This is a genomic window from Mycobacterium sp. (assembly GCF_049608025.1).
GTDB lineage: Bacteria > Actinomycetota > Actinomycetes > Mycobacteriales > Mycobacteriaceae > Mycobacterium.
In genome coordinates this window covers 150,047-174,106 of record NZ_JBMYXC010000001.1, presented here as the reverse complement: position 1 = coordinate 174,106, position 24,060 = coordinate 150,047, and the positions used below count along the sequence as shown (strand labels likewise).

General features: G+C 66.2%; 26 protein-coding genes. 5 read left to right on the top strand and 21 right to left on the bottom strand.

Annotation, left to right across the window (positions count from 1 at the left end; all coding sequences use genetic code 11):
- On the bottom strand, positions 1 to 287 hold a 287-nt coding region (gene rpsB, locus ACPGXI_RS00810; RefSeq protein WP_526648796.1), incomplete at its 3' end, for a 30S ribosomal protein S2.
- Positions 288 to 594: 307 nt separating this feature from the next.
- Here rpsB and ACPGXI_RS00805 point away from each other — a divergent pair.
- Positions 595 to 1,083: a M23 family metallopeptidase gene (locus ACPGXI_RS00805; RefSeq protein ID WP_526648794.1), complete on the top strand. Its 489-nt coding sequence runs from the start codon at positions 595 to 597 to the stop codon at positions 1,081 to 1,083.
- Positions 1,084 to 1,126: 43 nt separating this feature from the next.
- On the opposite strand, the gene ACPGXI_RS00800 is transcribed toward ACPGXI_RS00805, so the two are convergent.
- The 6 genes from ACPGXI_RS00800 to ACPGXI_RS00775 form a co-directional block, all read right to left on the bottom strand.
- The gene (locus tag ACPGXI_RS00800) at positions 1,127 to 2,029 is read right to left on the bottom strand and encodes a tyrosine recombinase XerC (RefSeq protein ID WP_526648792.1); all 903 of its coding nucleotides are present in this window, start codon (positions 2,027 to 2,029) and stop codon (positions 1,127 to 1,129) included.
- A gap of 32 nt (positions 2,030 to 2,061) precedes the next feature.
- A complete protein-coding gene (locus ACPGXI_RS00795) occupies positions 2,062 to 3,222 on the bottom strand; it encodes a lactate 2-monooxygenase (RefSeq protein WP_526648790.1) in 1,161 nt (386 codons plus the stop codon).
- Positions 3,223 to 3,258: 36 nt separating this feature from the next.
- The gene (locus ACPGXI_RS00790) at positions 3,259 to 4,104 is read right to left on the bottom strand and encodes a siderophore-interacting protein (protein ID WP_526648828.1); all 846 of its coding nucleotides are present in this window, start codon (positions 4,102 to 4,104) and stop codon (positions 3,259 to 3,261) included.
- Between the two features lie 100 nt (positions 4,105 to 4,204).
- The gene (gene dprA / locus ACPGXI_RS00785) at positions 4,205 to 5,329 is read right to left on the bottom strand and encodes a DNA-processing protein DprA (RefSeq protein ID WP_526648788.1); all 1,125 of its coding nucleotides are present in this window, start codon (positions 5,327 to 5,329) and stop codon (positions 4,205 to 4,207) included.
- On the bottom strand, positions 5,329 to 6,837 hold the full coding sequence (locus ACPGXI_RS00780) for a YifB family Mg chelatase-like AAA ATPase (RefSeq protein ID WP_526648786.1): 1,509 nt from the start codon (positions 6,835 to 6,837) through the stop codon (positions 5,329 to 5,331). The genes dprA and ACPGXI_RS00780 overlap by 1 nt, the downstream gene beginning before the upstream one ends.
- Entirely contained in the window at positions 6,837 to 7,208 is a 372-nt protein-coding gene (locus ACPGXI_RS00775; RefSeq protein ID WP_526648784.1) for a YraN family protein, read from the bottom strand. Before ACPGXI_RS00775 ends, ACPGXI_RS00780 begins: the two co-directional genes overlap by 1 nt.
- Before the next feature lie 192 nt (positions 7,209 to 7,400).
- On the opposite strand from ACPGXI_RS00775, the gene ACPGXI_RS00770 reads away from it, so the two are divergent.
- Entirely contained in the window at positions 7,401 to 8,261 is an 861-nt protein-coding gene (locus ACPGXI_RS00770) for a haloalkane dehalogenase (protein WP_526648782.1), read from the top strand.
- Positions 8,262 to 8,422: 161 nt separating this feature from the next.
- Here the strand turns inward: ACPGXI_RS00770 and ACPGXI_RS00765 are convergent, their stop codons facing one another.
- The 6 genes from ACPGXI_RS00765 to rplS form a co-directional block, all read right to left on the bottom strand.
- A complete protein-coding gene (locus ACPGXI_RS00765; RefSeq protein ID WP_526648780.1) occupies positions 8,423 to 9,244 on the bottom strand; it encodes an acyl-CoA thioesterase in 822 nt (273 codons plus the stop codon).
- Positions 9,241 to 10,446 (bottom strand): CoA transferase, encoded by a 1,206-nt coding sequence (locus ACPGXI_RS00760; RefSeq protein WP_526648778.1) that lies wholly within the window; start codon positions 10,444 to 10,446, stop codon positions 9,241 to 9,243. The genes ACPGXI_RS00765 and ACPGXI_RS00760 overlap by 4 nt, the downstream gene beginning before the upstream one ends.
- 77 nt (positions 10,447 to 10,523) lie before the next feature.
- Positions 10,524 to 10,829, bottom strand: coding sequence for a DUF2469 family protein (locus tag ACPGXI_RS00755; RefSeq protein WP_526648776.1), 306 nt, complete (start codon positions 10,827 to 10,829; stop codon positions 10,524 to 10,526).
- A complete protein-coding gene (locus tag ACPGXI_RS00750) occupies positions 10,826 to 11,572 on the bottom strand; it encodes a ribonuclease HII (RefSeq protein WP_526648775.1) in 747 nt (248 codons plus the stop codon). The genes ACPGXI_RS00755 and ACPGXI_RS00750 overlap by 4 nt, the downstream gene beginning before the upstream one ends.
- A 16-nt stretch (positions 11,573 to 11,588) precedes the next feature.
- Positions 11,589 to 12,536 carry a signal peptidase I gene (gene lepB, locus ACPGXI_RS00745; protein ID WP_526648773.1) on the bottom strand — a complete coding sequence of 316 codons (948 nt, stop codon included), beginning with the start codon at positions 12,534 to 12,536 and terminating at the stop codon, positions 11,589 to 11,591.
- 48 nt (positions 12,537 to 12,584) lie between these two features.
- A complete protein-coding gene (rplS, locus tag ACPGXI_RS00740) occupies positions 12,585 to 12,926 on the bottom strand; it encodes a 50S ribosomal protein L19 (protein ID WP_526648771.1) in 342 nt (113 codons plus the stop codon).
- Positions 12,927 to 13,255: 329 nt separating this feature from the next.
- Here rplS and ACPGXI_RS00735 point away from each other — a divergent pair, with 329 nt between their 5' ends.
- Positions 13,256 to 14,197 (top strand): serine hydrolase, encoded by a 942-nt coding sequence (locus ACPGXI_RS00735; RefSeq protein ID WP_526648769.1) that lies wholly within the window; start codon positions 13,256 to 13,258, stop codon positions 14,195 to 14,197.
- Here ACPGXI_RS00735 and trmD read toward each other — a convergent pair.
- The 5 genes from trmD to ACPGXI_RS00710 all read right to left on the bottom strand — a co-directional run bounded on the left by trmD (position 14,194) and on the right by ACPGXI_RS00710 (position 16,972).
- Entirely contained in the window at positions 14,194 to 14,880 is a 687-nt protein-coding gene (gene trmD, locus ACPGXI_RS00730; RefSeq protein ID WP_526648767.1) for a tRNA (guanosine(37)-N1)-methyltransferase TrmD, read from the bottom strand. The genes ACPGXI_RS00735 and trmD overlap by 4 nt on opposite strands.
- Before the next feature lie 12 nt (positions 14,881 to 14,892).
- Positions 14,893 to 15,426 (bottom strand): ribosome maturation factor RimM, encoded by a 534-nt coding sequence (gene rimM / locus ACPGXI_RS00725; protein WP_526648765.1) that lies wholly within the window; start codon positions 15,424 to 15,426, stop codon positions 14,893 to 14,895.
- Positions 15,427 to 15,465: 39 nt separating this feature from the next.
- Entirely contained in the window at positions 15,466 to 15,708 is a 243-nt protein-coding gene (locus ACPGXI_RS00720; RefSeq protein WP_526648763.1) for an RNA-binding protein, read from the bottom strand.
- An 8-nt stretch (positions 15,709 to 15,716) separates the two neighbouring features.
- Positions 15,717 to 16,298 carry a 30S ribosomal protein S16 gene (gene rpsP, locus ACPGXI_RS00715; RefSeq protein ID WP_526648761.1) on the bottom strand — a complete coding sequence of 194 codons (582 nt, stop codon included), beginning with the start codon at positions 16,296 to 16,298 and terminating at the stop codon, positions 15,717 to 15,719.
- 230 nt (positions 16,299 to 16,528) lie between these two features.
- Positions 16,529 to 16,972: a nuclear transport factor 2 family protein gene (locus ACPGXI_RS00710; protein ID WP_526648759.1), complete on the bottom strand. Its 444-nt coding sequence runs from the start codon at positions 16,970 to 16,972 to the stop codon at positions 16,529 to 16,531.
- Between the two features lie 60 nt (positions 16,973 to 17,032).
- Between ACPGXI_RS00710 and ACPGXI_RS00705 the strand changes: the two genes are divergently transcribed.
- Both ACPGXI_RS00705 and ACPGXI_RS00700 read left to right on the top strand, forming a co-directional pair.
- Entirely contained in the window at positions 17,033 to 17,926 is an 894-nt protein-coding gene (locus ACPGXI_RS00705) for a D-alanyl-D-alanine carboxypeptidase family protein (protein ID WP_526648757.1), read from the top strand.
- A gap of 139 nt (positions 17,927 to 18,065) precedes the next feature.
- Positions 18,066 to 18,842, top strand: a complete 777-nt coding sequence (locus ACPGXI_RS00700) for a D-alanyl-D-alanine carboxypeptidase family protein (RefSeq protein ID WP_526648826.1) — start codon at positions 18,066 to 18,068, stop codon at positions 18,840 to 18,842.
- Positions 18,843 to 18,860: 18 nt separating this feature from the next.
- On the opposite strand, the gene ACPGXI_RS00695 is transcribed toward ACPGXI_RS00700, so the two are convergent.
- The 3 genes from ACPGXI_RS00695 to ACPGXI_RS00685 form a co-directional block, all read right to left on the bottom strand.
- A complete protein-coding gene (locus ACPGXI_RS00695) occupies positions 18,861 to 19,964 on the bottom strand; it encodes a metal-dependent hydrolase family protein (RefSeq protein ID WP_526648755.1) in 1,104 nt (367 codons plus the stop codon).
- Complete coding sequence (gene ffh, locus ACPGXI_RS00690; protein WP_526648753.1) at positions 19,964 to 21,535, bottom strand: signal recognition particle protein; 1,572 nt, start codon at positions 21,533 to 21,535, stop codon at positions 19,964 to 19,966. Before ffh ends, ACPGXI_RS00695 begins: the two co-directional genes overlap by 1 nt.
- Positions 21,536 to 21,615: 80 nt before the next feature.
- Entirely contained in the window at positions 21,616 to 24,045 is a 2,430-nt protein-coding gene (locus ACPGXI_RS00685; RefSeq protein ID WP_526648751.1) for a [protein-PII] uridylyltransferase, read from the bottom strand.
- Between the last annotated feature and the right edge of the window lie 15 nt (positions 24,046 to 24,060).

Below are 24,060 nucleotides of genomic sequence, written 5' to 3'. Positions count from 1 at the left end.
CAGCGCTGGTTCACATAGGGCATGCCGACGCGGGTGGCCTCTTCGGCGATGGACTCCTGCGCCTGCTTCTTGGTGCCGACGAACATGACGGACCCGCCGTGCGCGACCGTCTCTTTGACGAATTCGTACGCCTTGTCGATGTAGGTCAGCGTCTGCTGCAGGTCGATGATGTAGATGCCATTGCGGTCGGTGAAGATGAACCGCTTCATCTTGGGGTTCCAGCGACGGGTCTGATGCCCGAAGTGCGCGCCGCTGTCCAGCAGCTGCTTCATGGTTACAACAGCCATAGTGATGTAGCTCGGCCTTCTCTTTGTCGGTTGACGCGCAGCGTCCGGTGACGCCGTGCCCTGGTGCCTGCTGGTTGCCGGACCCGTTCCGAAAAGAATTCAGGACGAGACCGCCGACATCCGGGTATGACCGCCGATGGGTGGCCATGTGCAGACACGCGAAGTCAGCCCGCAGTTGCGAGCTGCTGGGTGCAGTTTACACGCTGGACGGGCGGGTTCTGACCACCGACGGCCGCCGCGACAAGCCATGCACAGACCCGCGAATTCGGCCTGGTGGGCGGGTGGGCCGATCGGCTGAACTGGTGTTATGCGACTGCTCGCCGCCATCGCGGTTTTCTCGGTGCTGGCCCCGGCCCCGGCGTCCGCGACAGACGCCCGCCTCGACTGGCCATTGCGCCCTCGCCCGGCGGTCGCGCGTGAGTTCAACGCGCCCTCCCCCAACTGGCAACCGGGCCACCGCGGCGTGGACCTGACCGCGACAACCGGCCAGCAGGTCCATGCCGCGGGTCCGGGCACTGTGGTCTTCGCCGGTGAGCTGGCTGGCCGCTCGCTGGTGTCGATCGCCCATCCCGGCGGCCTGCGGACCAGCTATGAACCCCTCCGTCCCACGGTGCGGCCCGGTCAGGCGGTGCGGCGCGGCACCGTCATCGGCGAAGTGACGCCCGGCCACCCGGGCTGTTCCGCGCCGGCGTGCCTGCATTGGGGCGCGATGTGGGGACCGTCGTCCCGCGCGGACTACGTCGACCCGCTGGGTTTGCTGGCGAGCACGCCGATCCGCCTCAAGCCGGTGCGCTGACCCCCGGGTTTCTCGGCGGCCGCGTCTTGCGCTGGGCTCAGGATCATGCCCGCGGGTGGGCCTGGTCATGCACAGCGCGCAGCCGTGCCACGCTGACATGGGTGTAAAGCTGGGTGGTGGCCAGGCTCGAATGACCCAGCAGTTCCTGCACCACCCGCAAATCCGCACCCCCCTCGAGCAGATGCGTCGCGGCGCTGTGACGCAACCCGTGCGGCCCGATGTCGGGCGCCCCGTTGACCGCGGCCATCGTCTGGTGCACGACAGTGCGCGCCTGGCGCGGGTCCAGCCGCCCGCCGCGGGCTCCGACCAGCAGGGCTGCGCCCGACACGGTCGTCGCGAGCTGCGGCCGCCCTTCGGACAGCCAGTCCGCCAGCGCAACCAGAGCGGGCTCACCGTAAGGCACCGTCCGTTGCTTGTTGCCCTTGCCCAGCACTCGCAGCAGTTGGCGCGAGGTGTCCACGTCGTCGATGTCCAGGCCGCACAGTTCGCTGACGCGGATGCCGGTCGCGTAGAGCATCTCGACGATAAGCCGATCCCGTAATGCGAGCGGATCACCTTGTTGAGCGCCAGACTTGGCTGCGTCCATGGCGTCGATCGCCTGGTCTTGACGCAGTACCGCCGGAAGCGTGCGACGCGCCTTGGGCACCTGCAGGCGCGACGCGGGGTCCTCGGCCAGCAGACCGCGTCGTACCGCCCATGCGGTAAAGGTCTTGACCGCCGAGGTGCGCCGGGCCAGCGTCGAGCGGGCCGCTCCAGACTGAGCCTGCGAGGACAGCCATGAGCGCAACACGGGCAGGCTCAGACTGCCCAGCCCGGTGTCAGAGCTGCGCTGTGCGAGAAAGTCGAACAGCGAGCGCAGGTCGCCGAGGTAGGCGCGCCGGGTGTGCTCCGAGCGCCCGCGCTCCAGCGCGAGGTACTCGTCGAACTCCTCGAGAATGGCCTGCACACCACTACCGTGGCAGACCGGCACGACGGGGCTCAGGTGGCGCGCCGCAGCGTGTCGGGGGTGAGATCAGACAGCGCGGGATATCCGTCGACGGCCATGATGAGGTCCGTTTCGGCCAGCAGCGACCGCAACACGTGCACGATGCCGTCCTCTCCGCCGATGGCCAGTCCATAGGCGTAGGGCCTCCCGACACCGACCGCGGTCGCGCCCATCGCCATCGCCTTGACGATGTCGGCGCCGTTGCGGATCCCGGAGTCGAAAAGCACGGGCATCCCCTCGGCGGCTTCCACCACTCCGGGCAGGCAGTCGATGGCGGGCAATCCACCGTTGGCCTGGCGGCCGCCATGGTTGGAGCAGTAAATGCCGTCGACGCCGCCATCGCGCGCGCGGCGGGCATCATCGGGATCGCAGATTCCCTTGAGTACCAGCGGGAGATCGGTGAGCGACCGCAGCCACGGAAGATCTTCCCAGGTCAGGGGGTTCCCAAACAGCTGAACCCACTGCAGCACGGCGGCCTGCATGTTCTCTTCCGGAGGTTGGGCCAGCAGGCTGCGGAAGACCGGGTCGCTGGTGTAGTTCGCCAGGCAGCGGCCGCGCAGTTGCGGAAAATTCGACGTCTCCAGGTCACGCGGCCGCCACCCCGGGATCCAGGTGTCCAGAGTGACGATGATCGCCTTGTAACCGGCGTCCTCGGCCCGGCTGACCAGGCTGGCTGCCAGGTCACGATTGGTAGGCGTATACAGCTGGAAGAAGCCCGGGGTATCGCCGAATTCGGCGGCCACGTCTTCGAGAGGATCTTCGGTGAGCGTAGATACCGCCATCGGAACCCCGGTGCGCGCGGCGGCGCGAGCCGAAGCCAGATCACCGTGGCCGTTCTGCGCGCAGATTCCGATGACCCCGACCGGTGCCATGAACAGCGGCGACGGCAAGGTCATGCCGAATAGGTCCACGGAAAGTTCACGCTCGCTGGCGCCGACCAACATCCTGGGCATCAGCCCCCAGCGGTCGAAGGCGGTTCGGTTGGCCCGCTGGGTGTGCTCGTCACCGGCGCCGCCTGCGACATAGGACCAGATCGAGGTCGGCATGGCGACTTCGGCCTTCGCCTCCCAGCCGGCGTAATCCATGGGAAGCGACGGGAGCACACCCGACAGGCCCTGCAAGTAGATCTCGAGTTGGTAGTTACCGAAGGTCATGATCCAAGGGTGCCACCGCCACCCGGGCCGGTACTGCTATTTCGCCTCAGCCTCGGCCAGTTCGCGCTTCCACTGCCGAAACGTCTCCTCGGTGCGGCCGCGCCGCCAGTAGCCCGAGATAGAGGACGCCCAGGCGGCCTCGACGCCTCGTACCTTGCGAATATAGGGACGCAAGTTGTGCATGACAGCCTGGGCTTCGCCGTGGATGAAGGCCTGGACCTGCCCCGGTAGCCAGGCAGCTTCGGTGACTGCGGCTATCAGCGGGGCATGGTCGCCGGCGCTGCCGTCGCCGATCAGGTCCGCGCGGCCGCCGCGATAGATCCACGTGACGCCGACGCCGACCGGTGCCGCCAACTCGATCTCGTCCTCGGGTCCGGCCACCTCGAGGAAAACCTGACCGATTGCGTTGTCGGGCAGCGCTTCCAAGGCTGCGCTGATCGCCGGAAGCGCCGCTTCGTCACCCACCAGCAGGTGCCAGTCGGCGGCGGGATCTGGCGCATAGGCACCGCTGGGACCCATCACGAAGATGCGCTGTCCCGGGGTAGCGCAGGCAGCCCACGGGCCCGCGACGCCCTGGTCGCCGTGGACGAGGAAATCGATGGTGATCTCGCCGCGAGCGGTATCGGCGTGGCGCACCGTGTAGGTGCGCACCGCGTAGTCCAGCGCCGCGAAGCTGTCCAGCGTCAGCGGTTGCTCGAGCGTCCCTGCATCGACCGCGTCATCGACGAACACCAGTTTCACGTATGCGTCGGTGCTGTCGATCGGCCGGAACGTGTCGAAGCCGGTCCCCTCCCCCGAGCCGCCGAGCACGACCCGGATCATGTGTTGCGTCAGGTGCTCGATGCGTACCACCTCGAACGTATGCACCGGACGTCCTGCCACGTCTGCCATCCTCACTGCTCAACTGTCTGCTCAGACACTGCTCACCTGTCGAATTCGACTATACGAGCGCAACTGACAGCGCGGTTTCCCCAGCCCGGGCCTATCGTCTGGCCAGCTTCCAACCGCCCTCCCCCTGCGTGGCCAATCCACGGACATCCAGCATCGCGAGCGGGCCGAGCACGTCGGTCACCGGAAGGCCGGCCGCCACAGCGATCTCACCCACTGTGCGCATCCCGCGTCCGGGCAGTGCTTCGTACACCCTGAGCTCTATGTCGCTGAGCTCATCGATCACCGACGTCGGCCGAGTGACATCAGGTGCCAACTCACCCATCCGGCCGACCAGCTCGATCACATCGGCTGCGCGGGTCACCAGATTGGCGCCTGCGGCGAGCAACGCATGGCATCCCACCGAAGCCGAGGAAGTGACCGGACCCGGCACCGCACATACATGCCGGCCCAATGCACGGGCCCACGACGCAGTATTGGCTGCGCCGCTGCGTGCTCCGGCCTCGATCACCACCGTGGCTCCACTCAACGCGGCGACCAGCCGGTTTCGGGTCAGGAACTGTCGACGCGTCGGCCGCACCCCCGGCGGATACTCGCTGACAAGCAGACCGTGCCGACTGACCCGGTGGAACAGAGCTGAATGTCCGGCAGGATAGGGAACATCGATCCCGGCGGCGAGGACGGCGACCGTCTCACCGTCGGAGGCCAGCGCCGCACGGTGCCCCGCACCGTCGATCCCGTAAGCGCCGCCGGAAACTACGGCCACGCTCCGCTCGGCCAGACCGGCCGCCAAGTCAGCCGCCACGTGTTCACCGTAGGCCGTGGCCGCTCGGGTTCCGACAATCGAAGCCGCGCGGTCGGCGACGTCACATAGCCGCGCAGGCCCGACGACCCACAACACGAGCGGTGGATGAGCCTGCGGTTTCTGGTTGCCATCCACACCGCGAAATGCGCTGAACGCCAGGGCCGGCCATTCGTCGTCATCGACGGTGACCAGACGCGCACCCATCCGCTCAAGTACATCGAGATCCTTTTCTGCACAATCTAGTTCGAACCGAGCTTCGGTAGCCCGCTTCAGTGGGCCGGAGACTTCGCGGCGTCGGATCCGCGCCGCGGCATCAACGGCGCCCACGGCGGCCACCAGATCTGCGAGCTGCGGATTGGGCGGCTCTGCGACCCTGGACAGGTACGCCCACGCACGGCGCGTTTTCTCGTCCATCAGGGACATCCCAACTGCCGGAAGCTCATCGCCGTCATGACGTCAGCCGTGCTGGGCGAGGTGCGTCCGGCGAGGTCAGAGAGAGTCCAGGCGACACGCACAGTGCGATCCATGCCCCGGATGCTGACCGCCCCGCGGTCTACCGCCATCCGCAGCGGTTTCATGGCCTTCGCAGCCGGTTGGAAGCTTCGACGCAGCAGCGGACCACCGACCTCGGCATTAGTCGCGATGCCGTGCGGTCGCCATCGTTCCTGAGCTGCCCGCCGTGCGTCCCAGACTCGTTTGCGAACAACGGAAGTCGGCTCGCCCTCCTCATCGCAATATGACCCCGCCCGTGACGCGTGCATCTCGACGCGCAGATCCACCCGGTCTACCAGCGGCCCCGACAGCTTGCCCCGATAGCGTCGCTTCTCGGCCGCACCGCACAGGCAGTCGCGGGGGTCAGGTGGCGCGCACGGACAGAGGTTGGCGGCCAGGACGAGCTGAATTCGGCACTGATACCGCGCGACACCATCGCGGCGAGCGAGACGTATCTCGCCGTCCTCCAGAGGAGTGCGAAGTGCCTCCAGCGCAGGGGTGTTGATCTCGGCGAACTCGTCGAGGAACAGCACGCCGCGGTGGGCGCGACTCACCGCACCAGGTCGCGCCATCCCCGCACCTCCACCGACGAGTGCTGCGACACTGGCGGTGTGGTGCGGCGCGACGAACGGTGGCCGGGTGATCAGCGGGGCATCACCGGTCAGCAGGCCGGCCACCGAATGGATCGCGGTGACTTCCAGAGACTCGGCATGCGACAAAGGTGGTAGAAGCCCCGGAAGCCGCTGCGCCAACATCGTTTTGCCGACACCGGGCGGTCCGGTCATCAAGAGGTTGTGTCCACCCGCCGCGGCCACCTCAACGGCATAGCGCGCCGGTGTCTGCCCGATCACATCACTGAGATCCGCCGCGGCCCCGCGCGTGTGCTGGGGACTCTCTACGCGGCCGTGGAGATCGCCCTTACCCGCCAGCCATGCTTGCAACTGTCCCAGGCTGCGGGTACCCCAGACCTCGATCCCTTCGACCAAACTGGCCTCGGCCAGGTTGTCGATCGGCACCACGGCGGCGGGCCAACCCTGCTTCTGTGCGGCCAGCACAGCGGGTAACACACCCTTGATCGGCCGCACCCGGCCATCGAGCGCCAGCTCACCGAGCAACACCGTCTTCTCCAGCCGGGGCCCGGATTTCCTGCTGTGGCCTGCTAGCACCGCAGCAGCCAACGCGATGTCGTACACCGACCCCATCTTCGGCAGCGTGGCCGGCGACAACGCCAGGGTCAGCCGCGCCATCGGCCAGGTGAACCCGCAGTTAGTGATCGCCGCCCGCACGCGATCCCGCGACTCCTGCAGCGCGGCATCGGCCAAACCCACCAGATGGACTCCGGGAAGCCCGGCGGCGATGTCGGCCTCGATCTCGACGATCTCGCCTTCCACACCGCGCACCGCCACCGAAAATGCCCTGCCCAGCGTCATCACCCGACCCCCTGGATGTGGGTGATCTCCGGAGTACGGCGACGGCCGATCCGGATCGCAATGACATCGATGCGCACCGACGCCCATCTGCAGTTCTGCTGGGCCAGCCACAGCCCGGCCAACCGACGAAGCCTGCGCACCTTCTGCGGAGTCACCGCCTCCGAGACGCCGCCGAACTGCTCCCCTGTCCGAGTCTTCACCTCGACGAAAATCACCGTACCGGTGGCGTCGTCGACCGCGATCACATCCAGTTCCCCGTAACGACAGCGCCAGTTGCGCGTGAGCACCCGCGATCCGATCTGACGCAGATGGTCGACGGCTAGCTGCTCACCGAGCGCACCGATCTCAGCACGGCTCTCTGTTCTCGTCATACCGGCAACCTTGCGGCGACCCTCCGACAGATCCGACCGCTACGGCCCGTCTGTCCCCAACCGCGAATTCATCCCCAGATTCCCGATCACGCGACAGAGCATCCGCCGCCGCGCACCCGGCACCTCGCGCGGTGAAGCCCTAGGGTCATGACGCACACCATCGGCGATCAACGTGAGCACGGGAGCCAAACAATGCGCATCGATTTCACACCGGACCGCGACCTCTACCCATTCACTTCTCGTTGGTTCGACAGTTCGCGGGGCCGAGTTCACTACATCGATGAGGGCAGCGGTCCGCCGATCCTTCTCTGCCATGGCAACCCGACCTGGAGCTTCCTTTACCGGGACGTCATCACCGGACTGCGCGACCACTTCAGGTGTATCGCCCCCGACTACCTCGGCTTCGGACTGTCCGATCACCCGACCGGATTTGGCTACACCGTCGAAGAGCACGCCGGGGTCGTTGGCGAGCTCGTCGACTCCCTCGGGCTGGATGACTACCTGTCGATGGGGCAGGACTGGGGTGGGCCGGTCAGCCTGGCCGTCGACGTCGCACGGTCAGCTCGGGTGCGCGGAATCGTTCTGGGCAACACGTGGTTCTGGCCCGCGGACACGTTGCGAATGAAACTGTTCAGCAGGGCGATGTCCAGCCGCCCCATGCAGAACGCGATACTGAACAGGAATTTCTTCGTCGAGCGTCTCATCCCCCTGGCGACCACCACCACGCTGACCCCGCAGGAGATGACGCACTACCGCGCGGTCCAGCCGACACCGGAGGCGCGAAAGGCCGTCGCCGAATTGCCCAAACAGATACTGGAAGCCCGTCCACTGCTGGAGCGCCTGGCCCGGGACGTGCCTGCGGCCCTCGGGGCCAAGCCTGCACTGTTCGTCTGGGGTATGAAGGACTTCGCCTTCAAGGCCGCGGAGATGCTTCCGCGAATGCAGGCCACGTTCCCCGATAACGTCCTGGTCGAATTGCCAGATGCCAAGCATTACATCCAGGAAGACGGACCGGACCGGATCGCCGAAGCGATCATCGACCGCTTCGGCTGATTTTCGACCGGCCCACATCGCGATACACCCACCTTCCCACTATCAGGTATATCCGCTGTTCGGCGACCACCGGCTCGCCGGCATGGCTACCTCGATCGCCATCGGCGTGGCGCTGACCCCGGCGGTGACGCTGCTGCGCAACCAGTTTCGCGAACGCAGGATCACTCGGAAGGTTTCGGCGCAGGCTCCCGCTCTGCGATGAGCCCCTCCTGGGCCAGGGTCGCGGCGACGATGCCGTCGTGGCGAATCAGGCTGGCGGTGACCACACCGCGGCCCCGCGCTGCCGCCGGTGAGCGGCATTCGAGCAGATTCCACCGATCAGCGCGCACGGCACGATGGAACCACATCGAGGATTCCGTGGTACCGCTGCGATGGTCTCGCGACCGCATCGAGTGCCCGTGCACCTGCAGTGCCGGATCAATCAGGTACACGTCCGTGACGTATACGGCTATGAGCGTGTGCAGCAGCGCATCGTCGGGAAGGTCGACCGTCGCCCGCCACCACATCCTCCGCACGAACTTCTCGCCCGCACCGTCGTCGGTGATCCTGATGTCGAGTTCGCCAAGCGGCATCGACGGCGCGGGACCGGCGGGACCGGTGCGGGCCAAGTCCTTCGGGTCGTCCGGCATCGTGTACCGGCGTCCGTGCTCAGGGCCGGCCAATGCAGCGGCGAAAGCGATTGTCGCCGTGGCGAGTAGGCGTTCACCCTGGATGACGTCGACTCGCCGGGATGCGGCCGTCCGGCCGTCGAACACCCGCTCCACCCGATAGTCGATGGATTGTCCGGCGTCTCCCCCGCGCAGGAACTGTAGATGCATATTCGTCGGCGCCTTGGCCGCCTCCACCGTGCGGGAGCCCGCGGCCAGAGCCTGGGCCATCAACTGGCCGCCGTACGCGCGCTTGCCCGTGGGTCCGCTGCCGCGTCCCTGCCACGTGCCCGCCGGTCCCGCGGTCACATCGAGGAGATCCAGCAGCGTGCTCATGCCACGATGCCCGAATTGATCAGTCCATCGATCTCGTCGACGGGCAGAGACAGCCACTCGGCCAGCACAGCGGTGGTGTCATCGCCGAGTGCGGGTGCAGAAACCGGCTGTGGGTAGGCGCCGTCGATCGACATGGGCAGTCCCGGTGCAAGGTAGCGCCCCACCCGCGGTTGATCGAGTTCGGCGAACATTGGGTTGGCAGTGACCCTATCGGCGGCAGCGGTCTCGGCGAAGGTCTGGTATCGCTCCCACAACACCGACGTCGACGACAGGCCGGCAATGATCTCCTCGCCGGTGTGAGCTGCGAACCATTCTGCGAACATCGCACTCAACGCGTCGCGATGGCGATAGCGCTGGCCCTCGTCGCTGAAGTCAGCACCCAGTGAATCAGCCAGTGCTGCCACAGCATTGGTCGTTGCGGTCAATGCAGTCAGGTCGCGGAAGTGGCGGCCGGTCAGCACGACGATCATGAACGCGACGCCGTCGGCGCTGACGAAGTCCTGGCCATAGGTGCCGTACACAGCATTGCCGATACGCTGCCGCGAGGCGCCATTGACCATTGCCTCGGTGAGCAGGCTGAGGTTTCCGGCCGTCGCCAACGCGACGTTCTCCAGTGGGATGCTGATGTGCTGGCCGAGGCCGGTCGCATCGCGGTGGCGCAGTGCGGTGGCCACCGCTAGTGCTACATAGATCCCGCAGGTGACGTCCCAGGCCGGCAGCACATGGTTGACCGGCTTGGCGAACTCGGCCGGCCCCGTGACCAGTGGAAACCCGATCGCGGCGTTGACTGTGTAATCGACTCCGGTGCCGCCGTCTACGCGACCCGACACCTCCACGTGGATCAGGTCCGATCGGATTCGGGATAGCTCCTCGTAGGAATGCCACTGTCGGCCAATGATATTGGTGATGAACACGCCACTGTCGGCGATCAGTCGAGCGACCAGCTCCTGGCCCCGTCCGGAACGCATGTCAACGGCCAGCGATCGTTTGCCCTTGTTCAGGCCCGCCCAGTAGATGCTCTCGCCTTCGTCGGTGAGTGGCCAACGATGGTAGTCAGCCGCGCCACCGATGGGATCCACCCTGATCACCTCGGCGCCGAGCTGGGCCAACGTCATCCCCGCCAATGGAACGGCGACGAAGCTGGAAATCTCGACGACCCGCACTCCGGCGAGCGGTTTGGTCGGGTCGGTTCGGACGGTCATCGGCTCTCCTTACGCGCGATTTGGGTGCACTTGGTCAACCTCAGGGTGACCAACTGCACCCAAATCACGGGGGGTGACTACTCGGGCAGCCGCAGCTCGGGCTTTTCGACCTCTTCGATGTTGACGTCCTTGAACGTGATCACCCGGACCTGCTTGACGAAACGGGCGGGCCGATACATGTCCCACACCCACGCGTCGGCCAAGCGCAGTTCGAAGTAGACCTCGCCATCGGCGTTGTGGGGCACCATCTCCACCTTGTTGGCCAGGTAGAACCGTCGCTCCGTCTCCACCACGTAGCTGAACTGCCCGACGATGTCCTTGTACTCGCGGTAGAGCGAGAGCTCCATCTCGGTTTCGTACTTCTCGAGATCTTCGGCACTCATCGGCTCAGCTGTCCTTCATATAGGTCGGAGTCCATCGGGTCCGATGGCCCAATCTTTCCGCACGCGAGTTCTGCATCCTCCCCGGGCTCCCCTTCCACCAGACGACGCACGTTGATGAACGAGTACCGGTGCTGGCGAGAGGGTCCGAGGCGGGCCAACGCAACGCTGTGGGCGCGGGTGCTGTAGCCCTTGTGGTCGGCGAAGCCGTAGCCGGGGTGGTCGTCCTCCATGGCGACCATCAGCCGATCCCGGCTGACTTTGGCCAGCACACTGGCCGCCGCAATGCATGCCGCCGCCGCATCACCGCCCACCACGGGCAGCGACGGCATCGGCAGGCCAGGTACCCGGAACCCATCGGACAACACATACCCGGGCCGCGACGGCAGGCCGGCCACGGCTCGCCGCATACCCTCGATGTTGGCGACATGAACCCCTCGGCGATCGACCTCGACCGACGGGATGAACACCACGTGGTGCGCGAGCGCATACCGCCGGATCAGGGGGTAGAGCCGCTCTCGTTCGTTCTTGTTCAGCTTCTTGGAATCATCAAGCGCCGCCAGACTTTCCCTCCGGTTGGGACCGAGCACACACGCCGCCACCACCAGCGGCCCCGCGCATGCCCCCCGACCGACCTCGTCGACGCCGGCTACCGGGCCCAGACCGGCGCGATACAAAGCGGATTCCAGCGTGCGCAGTCCCGAAGATCTGCGAATCACCACCCTGGGCGGCCACGCTGCGGGCAAGTGTCAGCGCCTCCTGTTAACTCTGCGGATCCACCGAGCTCACGCCGCCCCACCGCGATGGTGGCCAGGCGATGAACCGAGCCTTTCCAATGACATTCTCCACCGGAATCGTCCCGGCGACTGGATCACCGGTACACAGCAGACCCCGTTGAGCGTCCTCCGGCAGGTTGCTGCAATGGCTGCGGGAATCCGCGGAGTGGGTGCGGTTGTCGCCCATCACCCAGACCCGATCCTCGGGCACCTTGACCGGACCGAACTCATTACCCAGGCACGGGTACACCGCGGGGTCGGCCATCATCGTGTCCGCACTGAGGTACGGCTCGTCCACCGGTTTTCCATTAACGGTGAGCCCGGTATCTGCACGGCACTGAACCGTCTGGCCCCCGACCGCGATGATGCGTTTCACCAGGTCGTTTTCATCGGGAGGGACGAATCCGACGAACGACAGCGCGTTCTGCACCCACCTGATGGCGGGGTTGTCCGAGCGGATCGACTTGTAACCGATGCTCCAGTTCGGCGGACCCTTGAAGACGACGACGTCGCCGGGCTCAGGGGACGAAAACCGATAGGTGACTTTGTCGACCATTATGCGATCGCCGATACAGCCGTTGCACCCGTGCAACGTTGGCTCCATCGACTCGGACGGAATCAGGTACGGCCGAGCGATGAACGTCAGCGTCACGTAATAGATGACCAGGGCGACGGTGATCAGAATCGCGGCCTCGCGGACCGCACCGCGCTTCTTCTTGCCAGGCTCCTGCTCTTCGTCGGTGTCCGCGACTTCGGTGTCGGAAGCAGCGGCGCCGGAACCCGCGGTGTCGGAAGCCGCGGTGTCGGAAGCCGCTCCACCGGCAGCGGCTCCGCCGGCTGGGATATCAGTATCGGAGCTCTCGAGCGGGCGCTCGGCAGGCGACGGGTCGCCGGATGCCGAGCGGCCTTCTGGGCCTTCTGTGGGTCCGGTCACGAGATCAGCGTAGCCAGCACGCGGACGACCGCGACTCGACCTCGGAGGTCAGCGCTTTTCCTTGATCTTCGCCTTCTTACCGCGTAGCTCCCGTAGGTAGTAGAGCTTGGCGCGACGGACGTCACCGCGGGTAACGATGTCGATGTGGTCGACATTGGGAGAGTGCACCGGGAAAGTGCGCTCGACACCGACGCCATAGCTCTCCTTGCGCACGGTGAACGTCTCGCGGACCCCACCACCCTGCCGGCGGATTACCACACCCTTGAAGACCTGAATGCGCTCCTTGGAGCCCTCGATGACCTTCACGTGAACGTTCACGGTGTCTCCGGGGCCGAAGTCCGGGACATCATCGCGCAACGACGTCTGGTCGATGAAATCAAGAGTGTTCATCGGTGACACTTCCTTGCTGTTCGCGGCAGCTGGCAGGCGTCGCGAGGGCGCATGCAGAGCCGATATCTGTGATTCGGGCGTCTGGGGCGAGTCGTGCGGCGTTTCCGGCCGTGCACAGACAACTGCTCGATTGTGCCAGATGGAGTCCGATTCCCCGAAATCCGGTCCCGCGGCGCTGCGGTCCGGAGTTATCACTGCGACGTCGAACTTTCCCGGCCCGGGGGGGCTCGCGGGCAGCTGCCACGGACTACGCTGATTATCGGGCTACCCAGCGTTCGCCAACCTTTTCGGTTGACAACGCAGACCTAGCACTCACGGGAGGCTAACCGATGCGACGACACCCGTGGAGGCTGGTCAGGACCGCCGCCGCCGTTGTTGTCGGCGTACTGGCCTTGGTCGGGTGCGAGGCGCAGGTGCACGGTTCACCCCCTGCGCCGTCGAGTCCGCCGTTGACGGTGGTCGCCCCGCTGGGAGCGATGGCACCGCTCCCCGAAACACCTCCTGACGAGCCTGCTGCCGGGTTCAGCGGTCTGGAGGACCGCGAACGTCAGGCCACCGCCGAAGCCGCCGGGGCCGGCGCCGTCATCACCGTGGCGATCCTCGACCGAAACACGGGTCAGCTGGTGACCAACGGCAACGGCATGACGATGGCAATCGCCTCGGTGGCCAAGCTCTTCATCGCCGATGACCTGCTGATGCAGGTGGCCAGGGGGGACACCACGCTTTCGCCGGAAGACCGCCAGTCACTTGACGTGATGCTTCGTTCCTCCGATGACGGCGCCGCCGAGGTCCTGTGGAATCGAAGTGGAGGCAGTGCGACCATCGACCGAGTGGTTGCCCGCTACGGACTGGGTTCGACACAACCGCCGGCCGACGGGCGCTGGTTCAACACCACCAGCACGGCGACTGATCTGGTGCGCTATTACGACATGCTGCTGGCGGGCACCGGCGGATTGCCTGCCGAACAAGCCAACATCATCCTGTCCAACCTGGCGACATCGACACCGACGGCGCCCGACGGGATGGTGCCCGGCGGCGTCTATCCGCAACGGTTCGGCATCCCGGACGGCCTGTTCGCCGAACCTGTGGCAGTCAAGCAGGGCTGGATGTGCTGCATCGGTGCCGACTGGATGCACCTCTCGACTGGCGTCATCGGCCCCAACCGCCGCTACGTGATGGTCATCGGGTCGATGCAGTCGGCCAACAACGACACGGCCCGGCAGACCGTTACCCAGGCCGTCAAGACCATGTTCCCGGGCGGGCGAATCTAGCCCAGGAGATCCGGGCGGTTCTGCTGCGTGCGCTCAACCCCCTGCTCGAGGCGCCATGCCGCGATCCGGGCGTGGTCGCCTGAGAGCAGCACGTCCGGCACATCGAGTCCCCGCCAACTGGCCGGCCGGGTGTAACTGGGACCTTCCAGCAGTCCCCCCACCAGATCAGAATGTGAATCGTCGCGATGGGACTCGGGATTTCCGAGCACATCGGGCATGAGTCGGACCACGGCCTCGATCATCACCAGTGCCGCCGACTCCCCTCCGGGCAGCACGTAATCGCCGATCGACACTTCCTCGACCCGCATCCGTCGCTCTGCATCCTGTGCGACGCGCTGGTCGATACCCTCGTAGCGGCCACACGCGAAGACCAGATGACTTTCTCCGGTCCAGCGCGCCGCATCAGCTTGCGTGAACAGTCGGCCTGCTGGCGTCGGAATTACCAGAAGTGTCTCCTCAGAGCAGATCTCGTCCAGCGCCGCACCCCACACCGGCGCCTTCATGACCATCCCCGGGCCACCACCGTAAGGCGAATCGTCGACCGCCCGATGGACATCGTGGGTCCAGCCCCGCAGATCGTGCACAGCGAGTTCGATGACGCCGGCCTCGATGGCTTTGCCCGGCAGGGACTGCCGCAGTGGTTCGAGGTATGCGGGAAAGATGCTCACCACGTCGATACGCACGACTTCGCGTCCCTAATCCAGCTCTAGAAGGCCGTCGGGCGGGTCGATCTCGATGGCCTGATCCGCCAGCGACACCGACAGCACGATGGCCGACACGAATGGAATCAGTACCTCGGTGCCTGCCGCATCGCGCACCGCGAGGAGTTCGCCTGCTGCGGTGTGCAATACCTCGGACACGGCGCCGAGTTGCCGTCCGTCAGTCGTGGCGACGGTCATGCCCTCGAGTTGGTGATCGTAGAACTCGTCGGGGTCCTCAATGGGCGGCAGATCGGACGAGTCGACGACGAACACCGTTCCTCGGAGGCCCTCTGCCGAGTCGCGATCGGCGACTCCGGACAACCGCAACAACAGCCTGTCGCCGTGTGCACGTACCGACTCGATGACGTACTCCGTCTCGGCGGCAGTCTCGACTCCGCCCTGCCGCGCACGGCCCCGAAGCCTGGCGCCGGGGGTGAACCTGCCTGCGGGATCGTCGGTCCGGATGTCGACGGCAACCTCGCCAGTGACGCCGTGCGCCTTGACGATCCGCCCGACTACCAGGTCCATTCGGCTCCGCCCAAACCCGGTCGCTGCGCTCCTGCGCCCCTACTGGTCGGTGTCAACCACGTCAACGCGGATACCCCGGCCGCCGATACCTGACACCAGGGTGCGCAACGCAGTCGCAGTGCGACCCCCACGGCCGATGACCTTGCCGAGGTCCTCGGGATGGACGTGTACCTCAACTGTGCGTCCACGACGGTTGGTCACCATGTCGACCCGGACATCTTCGGGGTTGTCAACGATCCCGCGAACCAGATGCTCGACGGCGTCGACGACGACTGAACTCACGATGGTGCTCAGCTCTCGCTTGCGGCGTCGGTGTTCTCGGCCTTCTCCGCAGCAGGCTCGGCCTTCTCAGCCTTTTCTGCGGCGGGCTCAGCCTTCTCGGCCTTTTCTGCGGCGGGCTCGGCCTTCTCGGCCTTTTCTGCGGCGGGCTCGGCCTTCTCGGCCTTCTCGGCCTTCTCGGCAGCAGGCTCGGCCTTCTTGGCCGGCGTCTTCTTCTTCTTGGCCTGGGTGGCCTCGCCGGAGGGGGCTCCGTCTGCCTCGGCCAAGGCAGCGTTGAACAGGTCGAGCTTGCTGGCCTTGGGGTCCTTGACCTTCAGCGTGCCCTCGGCTCCGGGCAGACCCTTGAATTTCTGCCAGTCGCCGGTGATCTTCAGCAGCTGCAGTACGGGCTCGGTGGGCTGAGCGCCCACGCCCAGCCAGTATTGCGCGCGCTCCGAGTCGATCTCGATGAGGCTGGGGTCGTCCTTCGGATGGTACCGGCCGATGACTTCGATGGCGCGGCCGTCGCGGCGGTTCCGCGCGTCGGCCACCGAGATGCGGTACTGGGGATTGCGGATCTTGCCGAAGCGGGCGAGCTTGATCTTGACAGCCATGCTGGTGCGAATTCTCCTGTGGTTGCCACGTTGGCAATTCAAGCGACGCGGGCGGGCTGCCCGGTCCGGTTTTGCCTTACGTGTGTGACCACCGCAGGAGCGCCCAGTGAGGAGCGAAACAGATCGCTTCGGACGGGTCCCGCGGCAGACAGCCGCTCATTGTGCCAGAACGGGCCACACGGGAGGAAATCCTGCTGCCGGCACGCCCACTGGCGCCCTGGGCCTCCCGGCTAGACGAGTTTGTCGAAGCACTTCTCCTCGACCCGCCTGCTCATCCGCCAGCCCTGCGCGGTCCTGATGAACTCGTCCAGATACCAGATGCCGACAAAATAGACCTGCGAACCGCTCTGGGCGGAGTTCTGATCCAGGTCACCACCCATCACAATCGGGTTCAAGCAGATCGCCCGGGAGGTCGCGCTGTCGCCGATGACGCGGACGTCGACATTGCCCAGCATGTGGAAGTAGGCCGGAAAGTTCGGCAGCACCTCCTTCAGCCACGCCTTGACCTCTGGATAGCGGCCGTCAACCCCGCCGCTGACCCGGTAGTCGATGTAGGCATCAGCGGTGAACACCGAGTCGAGGTCGTCGAATCGCTTCTGGTCGATCGCCGTCGAGTAGTCGATCAGCAGCTGCTGTATCTCCAACCGATCGGAGATCTCCTGGATGCTCAACATGGGATGCCCGACATGGCTCGATTGAACACGATCGCCCCAGCGACGATAGGGTCAACCGTCATGACGAGGCTTCTCACGTCCCTAGGGGTCACGCTGTGCCTGTTCGCAGCGGGCCTTGGCGCTGCCGGACCGACTGCTCTGGCCGAACCCGTGTCCGGAATCATCCAGCCCATCGGCTCGCTACCCATCCCGGACGGGCCCGCCCAAGCCTGGATCGTCGCCGACATGGACACCGGCGAGGTACTCGCCGCGCGCGACGAGTACGGGCAGTACGCGCCGGCGAGCACCATCAAGGTGCTGCTCGCGATGACAGTTCTCGGCGAGTTGCCGCTTGATGCGACGATCGTCGCCAACGAGGCGGACACCAAGGTCGAATGCAACTGCGCCGGTGTAGCACCCGGTCGGACCTACACCACCCGCCAACTGCTGGAGGCACTGCTGCTCGTATCGGGCAATGACGCCGCCAACACGCTGGCCACCATGCTGGGCGGATACGACGTCGCGGTGATGAAGATGAACGGCACGGCGGCCCTGATGGGTGCTTACGGAACCAACGCGGGCTCGCCCTCAGGAATCGACGGACCCGGCATCGACATGTGGTCCTCGCCGCACGATCTGGCGGTCATGTTCCGTGCCGCGATGGCCAACCCGGTTTTCGCAGAGATCATCGCCATGCCCACCGCCGTCTTCCCCACCAAGACCGGCGACACCGTCCTGGTGAACCAGAATGAACTGCTCAAGCTCTATCCGGGTACCTTCGGCGGCAAGACCGGGTACACCGACCTCGCCCGCAAGACATTCGTCGGTGGCGCCCAGCGCAACGGCCAGCGGCTCGTGGTGGCGCTGATGTTCGGGCTCAACAAAGAGGGCGCCCCCAGCTACTGGGATCAGGCGGCCAGCCTGCTCGACTGGGGCTTCGCCCTCGGCCCCAACGCCGGCGTCAGTCGGCTCTGAACTGGGGTTGCGCACCCGACACCCGATGGAGACCTGATCGCACGCGCAACGAGTCCTGGCGCCACTAGCCTGGCCAACCGTGCGAAGAAGATTCGTGGGTCCGGCGCTCGTGCTGAGCCTGCTGCTGCCGGGCGCCTCAATGGCCGGCACATCCCCTGCGATCGCGCAACCTGAGCTCGGAACCGCTGCTGCACAGGGAATTCCGGATGGCCCCGCCAAGGCGTGGCTGCTCGCAGACCTCGACACCGGTCAGGTACTCGCCAGCCGCGACCCGTACGGAACCTACGCCCCGGCCAGCACAATCAAAGTGCTGCTCGCCACCGTCGTCCTCGATCACCTCCGGCCCGAGAGCTTCGCCAGGGCCAACAAGTCCCACACCGAGGTCGAGTGTTCCTGCGTCGGACTGAAACCGGGCCAGGCGTACACCACCCGTCAACTGCTCGAGGCACTGCTCATGGTGTCGGGCAACGACGCAGCCAACATGCTTGCCGACATGCTCGGGGGGCAACCAAGGGCGCTGGCCGCGATGAACCGAAAAGCCGCCCTGGTCGGAGCCCGCAGCACCAAGGCATCATCGCCTTCCGGACTGGACGGGCCAGGCTGGGAATCGGTCTCCACACCCCACGATCTGGCGGTCATTCTGCGCGCGGCCCTGAAATATCCGCTGATCGCCCACATCATGCGTCAGCCCTCTGCCCAGTTCCCCGGCAAGACGATCACCAACCAGAACGAGCTGCTCACTCGCTACCCCGGCGACCTCGCCGGAAAGACCGGCTACACAAACCTTGCCCGCAAGACCTACCTCGGCGCCGCCCAGCGCGGGAACCGGCGCCTCGTGGTGGTCCAGATGTATGGCACCGGTGATCTGTACGGACAAGCCATCAGCCTGCTGGACTGGGGTTTCAACCAACGCTGAGAATGCCTCGCCACCGGGTCAGTACACACAGCCACGCAGGATCACCAGCGTCGGGTCGGCCAGTACTGCCGCGCCGCCGCGTGGATCCTCGGCGTAGCACACCAGGTCCGCCGACGCCCCGTGCTCAAGCGCGGGACGGCCCAACCATTGCCGGGCATCCCAGCACGCAGCTCCGAGTGCCTGTGTCGGCGTCATACCGATGCCTTCGAGCGCTTCGACCTCGTCGCCGATGCGCCCGTGCGCGACGGCGCTACCTGCGTCGGTGCCCGCGTAGATGGGCACCCCGGCCTCCCGCGCGGCACCAATCCTGGCTGCGCAGGTCTCGTGGAGTGCCCGCATGTGGCGTTGGTAGCGGGGGTATCGATCGGCGGCCGCAGCGATGTTCGGGAAGTTCTCGATGTTGATCAGCGTGGGCACCAGCGCGGTGCCGTGCTCGACCATCAGCTCGACGGATTCGTCGGTGAGCCCGGTGCCATGCTCGATGCAGTCGATACCCGCCTTGATCAGACCCGGCAGCGCATCTTCGCCGAACACGTGCGCGGTGACGCGGGCTCCGTTGGCGTGTGCGGCATCGATGGCCGCCCTGAGCACGTCGTCGGACCACAGCGGTGTCAGATCACCGACTTCGCGATCGATCCAGTCCCCCACGAGTTTGACCCAACCGTCACCCCAACGCGCCTGCTCGGCCACCGCGTCGGGCAGCTGCCATTCGTCGTCGAGGTCGACGGCCAAACCACGCTGGTATCGCTTGGGCCGCGCAAGGTGCCGCCCGGCGCGGATGATTCGCGGCAAGTCATGACGATCGTCGAAGCTCCGGGTATCGGTGGGCGACCCCGCGTCCCGCAGCAGCAGCGCACCGACGCCCCGTTCGGTCTCGGCCTGGGCGACGGCCTCGTCCACGCCGATGGGTCCGCGAGCCCCGAGCCCGACGTGGCAGTGGGCGTCGACCAGGCCGGGGATGATCCATCCGCCGTCGAACACCGTGACCGCATCGGCGACCGGTTCGGCGCACAAGCGCCCTTGCCGCCCGTGCTCTTCGGGCTCATCGACGATCCACCACTCAACCGGCTCGCCATCGGGTAGGCCCCGGCCCCTGATGTGAAGAGCCGTGCGGTCAGCCATCAGTTCCCTTTGGGGAACTTCAGTTTCGACAGATCGATATCCGCGAGTCCGGGTGGGAGCTCGTCGAGTCCTTTGGGCATATTGGTCAGGTCGGGGAATCCCGTCGGCATTCCCGTCATCCCGGCGCCGAGTGGGTTGCGCACCTTCGGCGGAGTCGGGCCCCTACCCTTCTTGCCCTTCTGCTTCTTCTTGCCCTTACCGGCCTTCCGCGACGAGGACTTGCGGCTGAACGGCATACCCATCTGGCCGGCCATCTGCGACATCATCTTGCGCGCTTCGAAGAAACGGTCGACCAGTTGATTGACTTCCGACACCGTGACGCCGGAACCGTTGGCGATGCGCAGCCGGCGCGACGCGTTGATGATCTTCGGGTCGGTACGCTCCTGCGGCGTCATCCCTCGGATGATCGCCTGCACGCGGTCGAGTTGGCTGTCGTCGACGGCGGCCAGCGCGTCCTTCATCTGACCTGCGCCCGGCAGCATCCCCAGCAGGTTGCCGATCGGGCCCATCTTGCGGATCGAGAGCATCTGCTCGAGGAAATCCTCCAGCGTGAGCTCACCGCTGCCGATCTTCGCCGCGGTCGCTTCTGCCTGCTCGGCGTCGAAGTGCTGCTCGGCCTGCTCGATGAGTGACAGCACATCGCCCATACCGAGGATGCGACTGGCCATCCGGTCGGGGTGGAAGACGTCGAAGTCCTCGAGCTTCTCTCCACTCGACGCGAAAAGGATCGGCACGCCCGTGACCTCGCGCACAGACAGCGCTGCACCACCGCGCGCGTCGCCGTCGAGCTTGGTGAGCACGACGCCGGTGAAACCGACCCCCTCGCGGAACGCATCGGCGGTGCTGACGGCGTCCTGGCCGATCATCGCGTCGAGAACGAACAGCACCTCGTCGGGGTCCACGGCAGCACGAATCGCCGCGGCCTGACCCATGAGTTCCTCGTCGATACCCAGGCGGCCCGCTGTATCGACGATGACGACGTCGTAATGCCTGGCCTTTGCCTCGGCCAGCCCCGCCGACGCCACGGCCACCGGGTCGCCGTCGGTCATCTGCTCGAGGGTGGCGCCGCCCGGTGAAACCCCGGGATGCGGGGCGAAGACGTGCACGCCTGCCCGCTCGCCGACGATCTGCAGCTGGTTCACTGCTCCTGGACGCTGCAGGTCGCACGCCACCAGCAGTGGTGTATGCCCTTGTTCCTTAAGCCATTTCGCGAGTTTGCCGGCCAGGGTGGTCTTGCCCGACCCCTGAAGGCCGGCCAGCATGATGACCGTGGGAGGGGTCTTGGCGAAGACCAGCTGGCGGGTCTGGCCGCCGAGGATCCCCACAAGTTCCTCGTTGACGATCTTGACAACCTGCTGTGCGGGGTTCAGCGCGGCCGAGACCTCGGTCCCCTTGGCGCGGTCCTTGACGCGAGCCACGAACTCGCGCACCACCGGCAGCGACACGTCGGCTTCCAAGAGCGCCAGCCGGATCTCCCGGCCGGTGGCATCGATGTCTGCGCCGGTGAGCCGGCCCTTCCCGCGCAGACCCGAGAGCGCACCGGTCAACCGGTCGGAGAGGGATTCAAACACGGCCCAAGACTACTTGTCCGTCCGCTGGCACTCGACCTGCCCACCGAGCAAGCCTCGGCCGATCCCGATGATCTACCCGCTCAGCCGGCTTCCTCTGCTCGCTTGACCGGCGGAGTCGGCAGTACCGAGAACAGCTCGCGTTCCAGCGTCTGCCGCGCCGTGCTCTGCGCGCCGTCAAGGGGCAACACGATTCCGAAAACGTCGATCACCGAGGAACCCAATGTTGTGACCTTGGCCCACACGATGTCCACGCCGGCGCGCTCGAACACCGCCGTGAGCACTGATAGGAGCCCGGCGCGGTCGGTGGCCCGAATCTCGGCGACCCACTGCCCCCGCTCGCCGCCGTCATGCCAGAGAACCCGCGGACGGGCGGCCGGGGGGGTGATCGGAACCGAGGAGCGCACCTCACCGGCCCGGCCCGTCGCCGAACTCTCAGCCGCCCGCTGCTCCAGAGCTCCCATCACGTCGAACTCGCCCTCGACGGCAAGGATCAGCTGCTGACGCAGCAACTCCGCCGCCGGCGGCGTACCGAAAAGCGGCGAGACGACAAAGGTATTGATCGCCGAACCCTCATGCGAGTTGACCGACGCCGAGTGCACGCGCAGCGAGTTGAGCGCCAGCACGCCCGCCGCCTTCGACAGCAGACCCCGGCGATCCGGCACGATCATCGTGACGCGGTAGATGTGTACTGCTTCGGCGGGCGTGAGCTCGACGTGCACCCGTGCCTGCGCAGCCAGCGACAGGAATCGAGGATCAACGGGATCTGGCCTGGGCAGTGCGTCACCGGCCATCACCAACCGGCAGCGACGAACCAGATCACCGATCAACGAGGCCTTCCAGTCACCCCACACGCCAGGTCCGGTGGCCAGGGAGTCGGCTTCGGCGAGCACCTGAAGAAGTTCCAGCACCACCGAGTCGCCGCCCAGGCTGTCCACGACCGCAGCGATCGTCTGGGGGTCCTGCAAGTCCCGCCTGGTGGCGATTTTCGGCAGCAGCAGATGATGGCGCACCACCGCGGACAGAATCTCGATGTCACAGGGCCACAGACCCAGCCGGTTGCCGATCTGGGTAGCCAGCTCGGCTCCGATGACGCTGTGGTCCCCGCCGCGACCCTTGCCGATGTCATGGACCAGTGCCCCGAGTAGGAGAAGATCGGGCCGAGACACCCTCGTAGTGAAAGCACTTGCCCGAGAGGCGGTTTCGACCAGATGCCGATCTACCGTCCAGATGTGGACGACATCGCGCGGCGGCAGGTCACGGACTGCTCCCCACTCGGGAAACAGCCTGCCCCACAGTCCGGTGCGGTCGAGAGCTTCGATCGTGGCCACCGCAGACGGTCCCGCCGCCAACATCACCAGCAGATCCTTGAGTGCGTTGTCCGGCCAGGGCGTGCGCAATTCCGGCGCCGACTCCACCAGTCGGCCCAGGGTCGAGACGGCTATCGGCAGGCCGGTGGTCGCCGATGCGGCGGCCACCCGCAATATCAGGCCGGGGTCACGCTTGGGGCGGGCATCGCGGGCCAGGATCACCTCGCCGTTGAACTCGATGACGCCTTCGTCGATCGGACGGCGTACCGGCCGGCGGAGCGCGGACAGACCCCGACGGGGCAACGAATTGGCCGCTGTGCGAATGCCCGCGTCGACGTAATAGCTGACGGTGCGGGCCGCATCAGAGAGCATGCGGGCAAGGTCGAATCGATCTCCGATGCGCAGCGAGGCACCGATCTCGTCAGCATGCTGGGCCAGCAGTAGTTCACGGCCGCGTCCCGCCACTCTGTGCAACTCGGTACGAACATCGAGCAGGGAGAGATGCGCCTCTCCGAGGGTTTCGGTCGGCGAGGCCAATGACCGGCTGGGATACACGTCGGCCAGTTGCGCGATCGCCAGGGCGTTGAGCAGTTGAACATCACGCAGGCCGCCCCTGCCACACTTGAGGTCCGGCTCCGCGCGGTGAGCGATCTGACCGCTGCGTTGCCATCTCGCTCGGGTGTGTTCGATGAGTTCGTCGAAGCGCGCACCTACTCCGGTGCGCCACTGGCTGCGGGCTCCACTGATCAGTGATGCGGACAGGTCGGGGTCACCGGCGATGTGACGGGCCTCCAGCATCGCCATACCGGCAGAGATGTCGTCCCCGGCGACTTTGAGCGCTTGCGGCACGGTCCGGACGCTGTGGTCGAGCCGGATGTTGGCGTCCCACAACGGATACCACAAGAGCTCGGCCACTTCACCGACGGTCTCGGAGGGCATGTCGTCGTGCAACAGCATCAGGTCCAGATCGGAGTGGGGCAGGATCTCTCCTCGGCCCAGGCCTCCTGTTGCGACGATCGCGAAGCCACTGGCTGCGGTGATCCCTATCTCGGTGGCTTTTGTGTTGAGCCAGAAGTCGTAGAGGTCCAGCAGCGCACCGCGCAGTGCGGCAGCATCGAGTTGCCGCGGACTACCTGTGAACAGCTGTTCGGCGGCTGCGACGAGATCGGTTGCAGGGCGCGCAGACCCCGCCGCCGGGCGCACCCATCGAGGGGCTTC

Bases quoted from the DNA above. Each gene is read 5' to 3' on its own strand.
- ACPGXI_RS00765 (WP_526648780.1), bottom strand. From the start codon at position 9,244: ATGAGCACGCTGCTGGATCTCCTCGATGTGACCGCGGGACCGGCGGGC.
- ACPGXI_RS00710 (WP_526648759.1), bottom strand. From the start codon at position 16,972: ATGTTGAGCATCCAGGAGATCTCCGATCGGTTGGAGATACAGCAGCTG.
- ACPGXI_RS00695 (WP_526648755.1), bottom strand. From the start codon at position 19,964: ATGGCTGACCGCACGGCTCTTCACATCAGGGGCCGGGGCCTACCCGAT.
- ACPGXI_RS00795 (WP_526648790.1), bottom strand. From the start codon at position 3,222: ATGACCTTCGGTAACTACCAACTCGAGATCTACTTGCAGGGCCTGTCG.
- ACPGXI_RS00755 (WP_526648776.1), bottom strand. From the start codon at position 10,829: ATGAGTGCCGAAGATCTCGAGAAGTACGAAACCGAGATGGAGCTCTCG.
- ACPGXI_RS00770 (WP_526648782.1), top strand. From the start codon at position 7,401: ATGCGCATCGATTTCACACCGGACCGCGACCTCTACCCATTCACTTCT.
- ACPGXI_RS00760 (WP_526648778.1), bottom strand. From the start codon at position 10,446: ATGACCGTCCGAACCGACCCGACCAAACCGCTCGCCGGAGTGCGGGTC.
- rpsP (WP_526648761.1), bottom strand. From the start codon at position 16,298: ATGGCTGTCAAGATCAAGCTCGCCCGCTTCGGCAAGATCCGCAATCCC.
- rplS (WP_526648771.1), bottom strand. From the start codon at position 12,926: ATGAACACTCTTGATTTCATCGACCAGACGTCGTTGCGCGATGATGTC.
- ACPGXI_RS00700 (WP_526648826.1), top strand. From the start codon at position 18,066: ATGGCCGGCACATCCCCTGCGATCGCGCAACCTGAGCTCGGAACCGCT.
- ACPGXI_RS00705 (WP_526648757.1), top strand. From the start codon at position 17,033: ATGACGAGGCTTCTCACGTCCCTAGGGGTCACGCTGTGCCTGTTCGCA.
- ACPGXI_RS00735 (WP_526648769.1), top strand. From the start codon at position 13,256: ATGCGACGACACCCGTGGAGGCTGGTCAGGACCGCCGCCGCCGTTGTT.
- ACPGXI_RS00775 (WP_526648784.1), bottom strand. From the start codon at position 7,208: ATGACGAGAACAGAGAGCCGTGCTGAGATCGGTGCGCTCGGTGAGCAG.
- dprA (WP_526648788.1), bottom strand. From the start codon at position 5,329: ATGGACGAGAAAACGCGCCGTGCGTGGGCGTACCTGTCCAGGGTCGCA.
- ACPGXI_RS00780 (WP_526648786.1), bottom strand. From the start codon at position 6,837: ATGACGCTGGGCAGGGCATTTTCGGTGGCGGTGCGCGGTGTGGAAGGC.
- rimM (WP_526648765.1), bottom strand. From the start codon at position 15,426: ATGGACCTGGTAGTCGGGCGGATCGTCAAGGCGCACGGCGTCACTGGC.
- ACPGXI_RS00805 (WP_526648794.1), top strand. From the start codon at position 595: ATGCGACTGCTCGCCGCCATCGCGGTTTTCTCGGTGCTGGCCCCGGCC.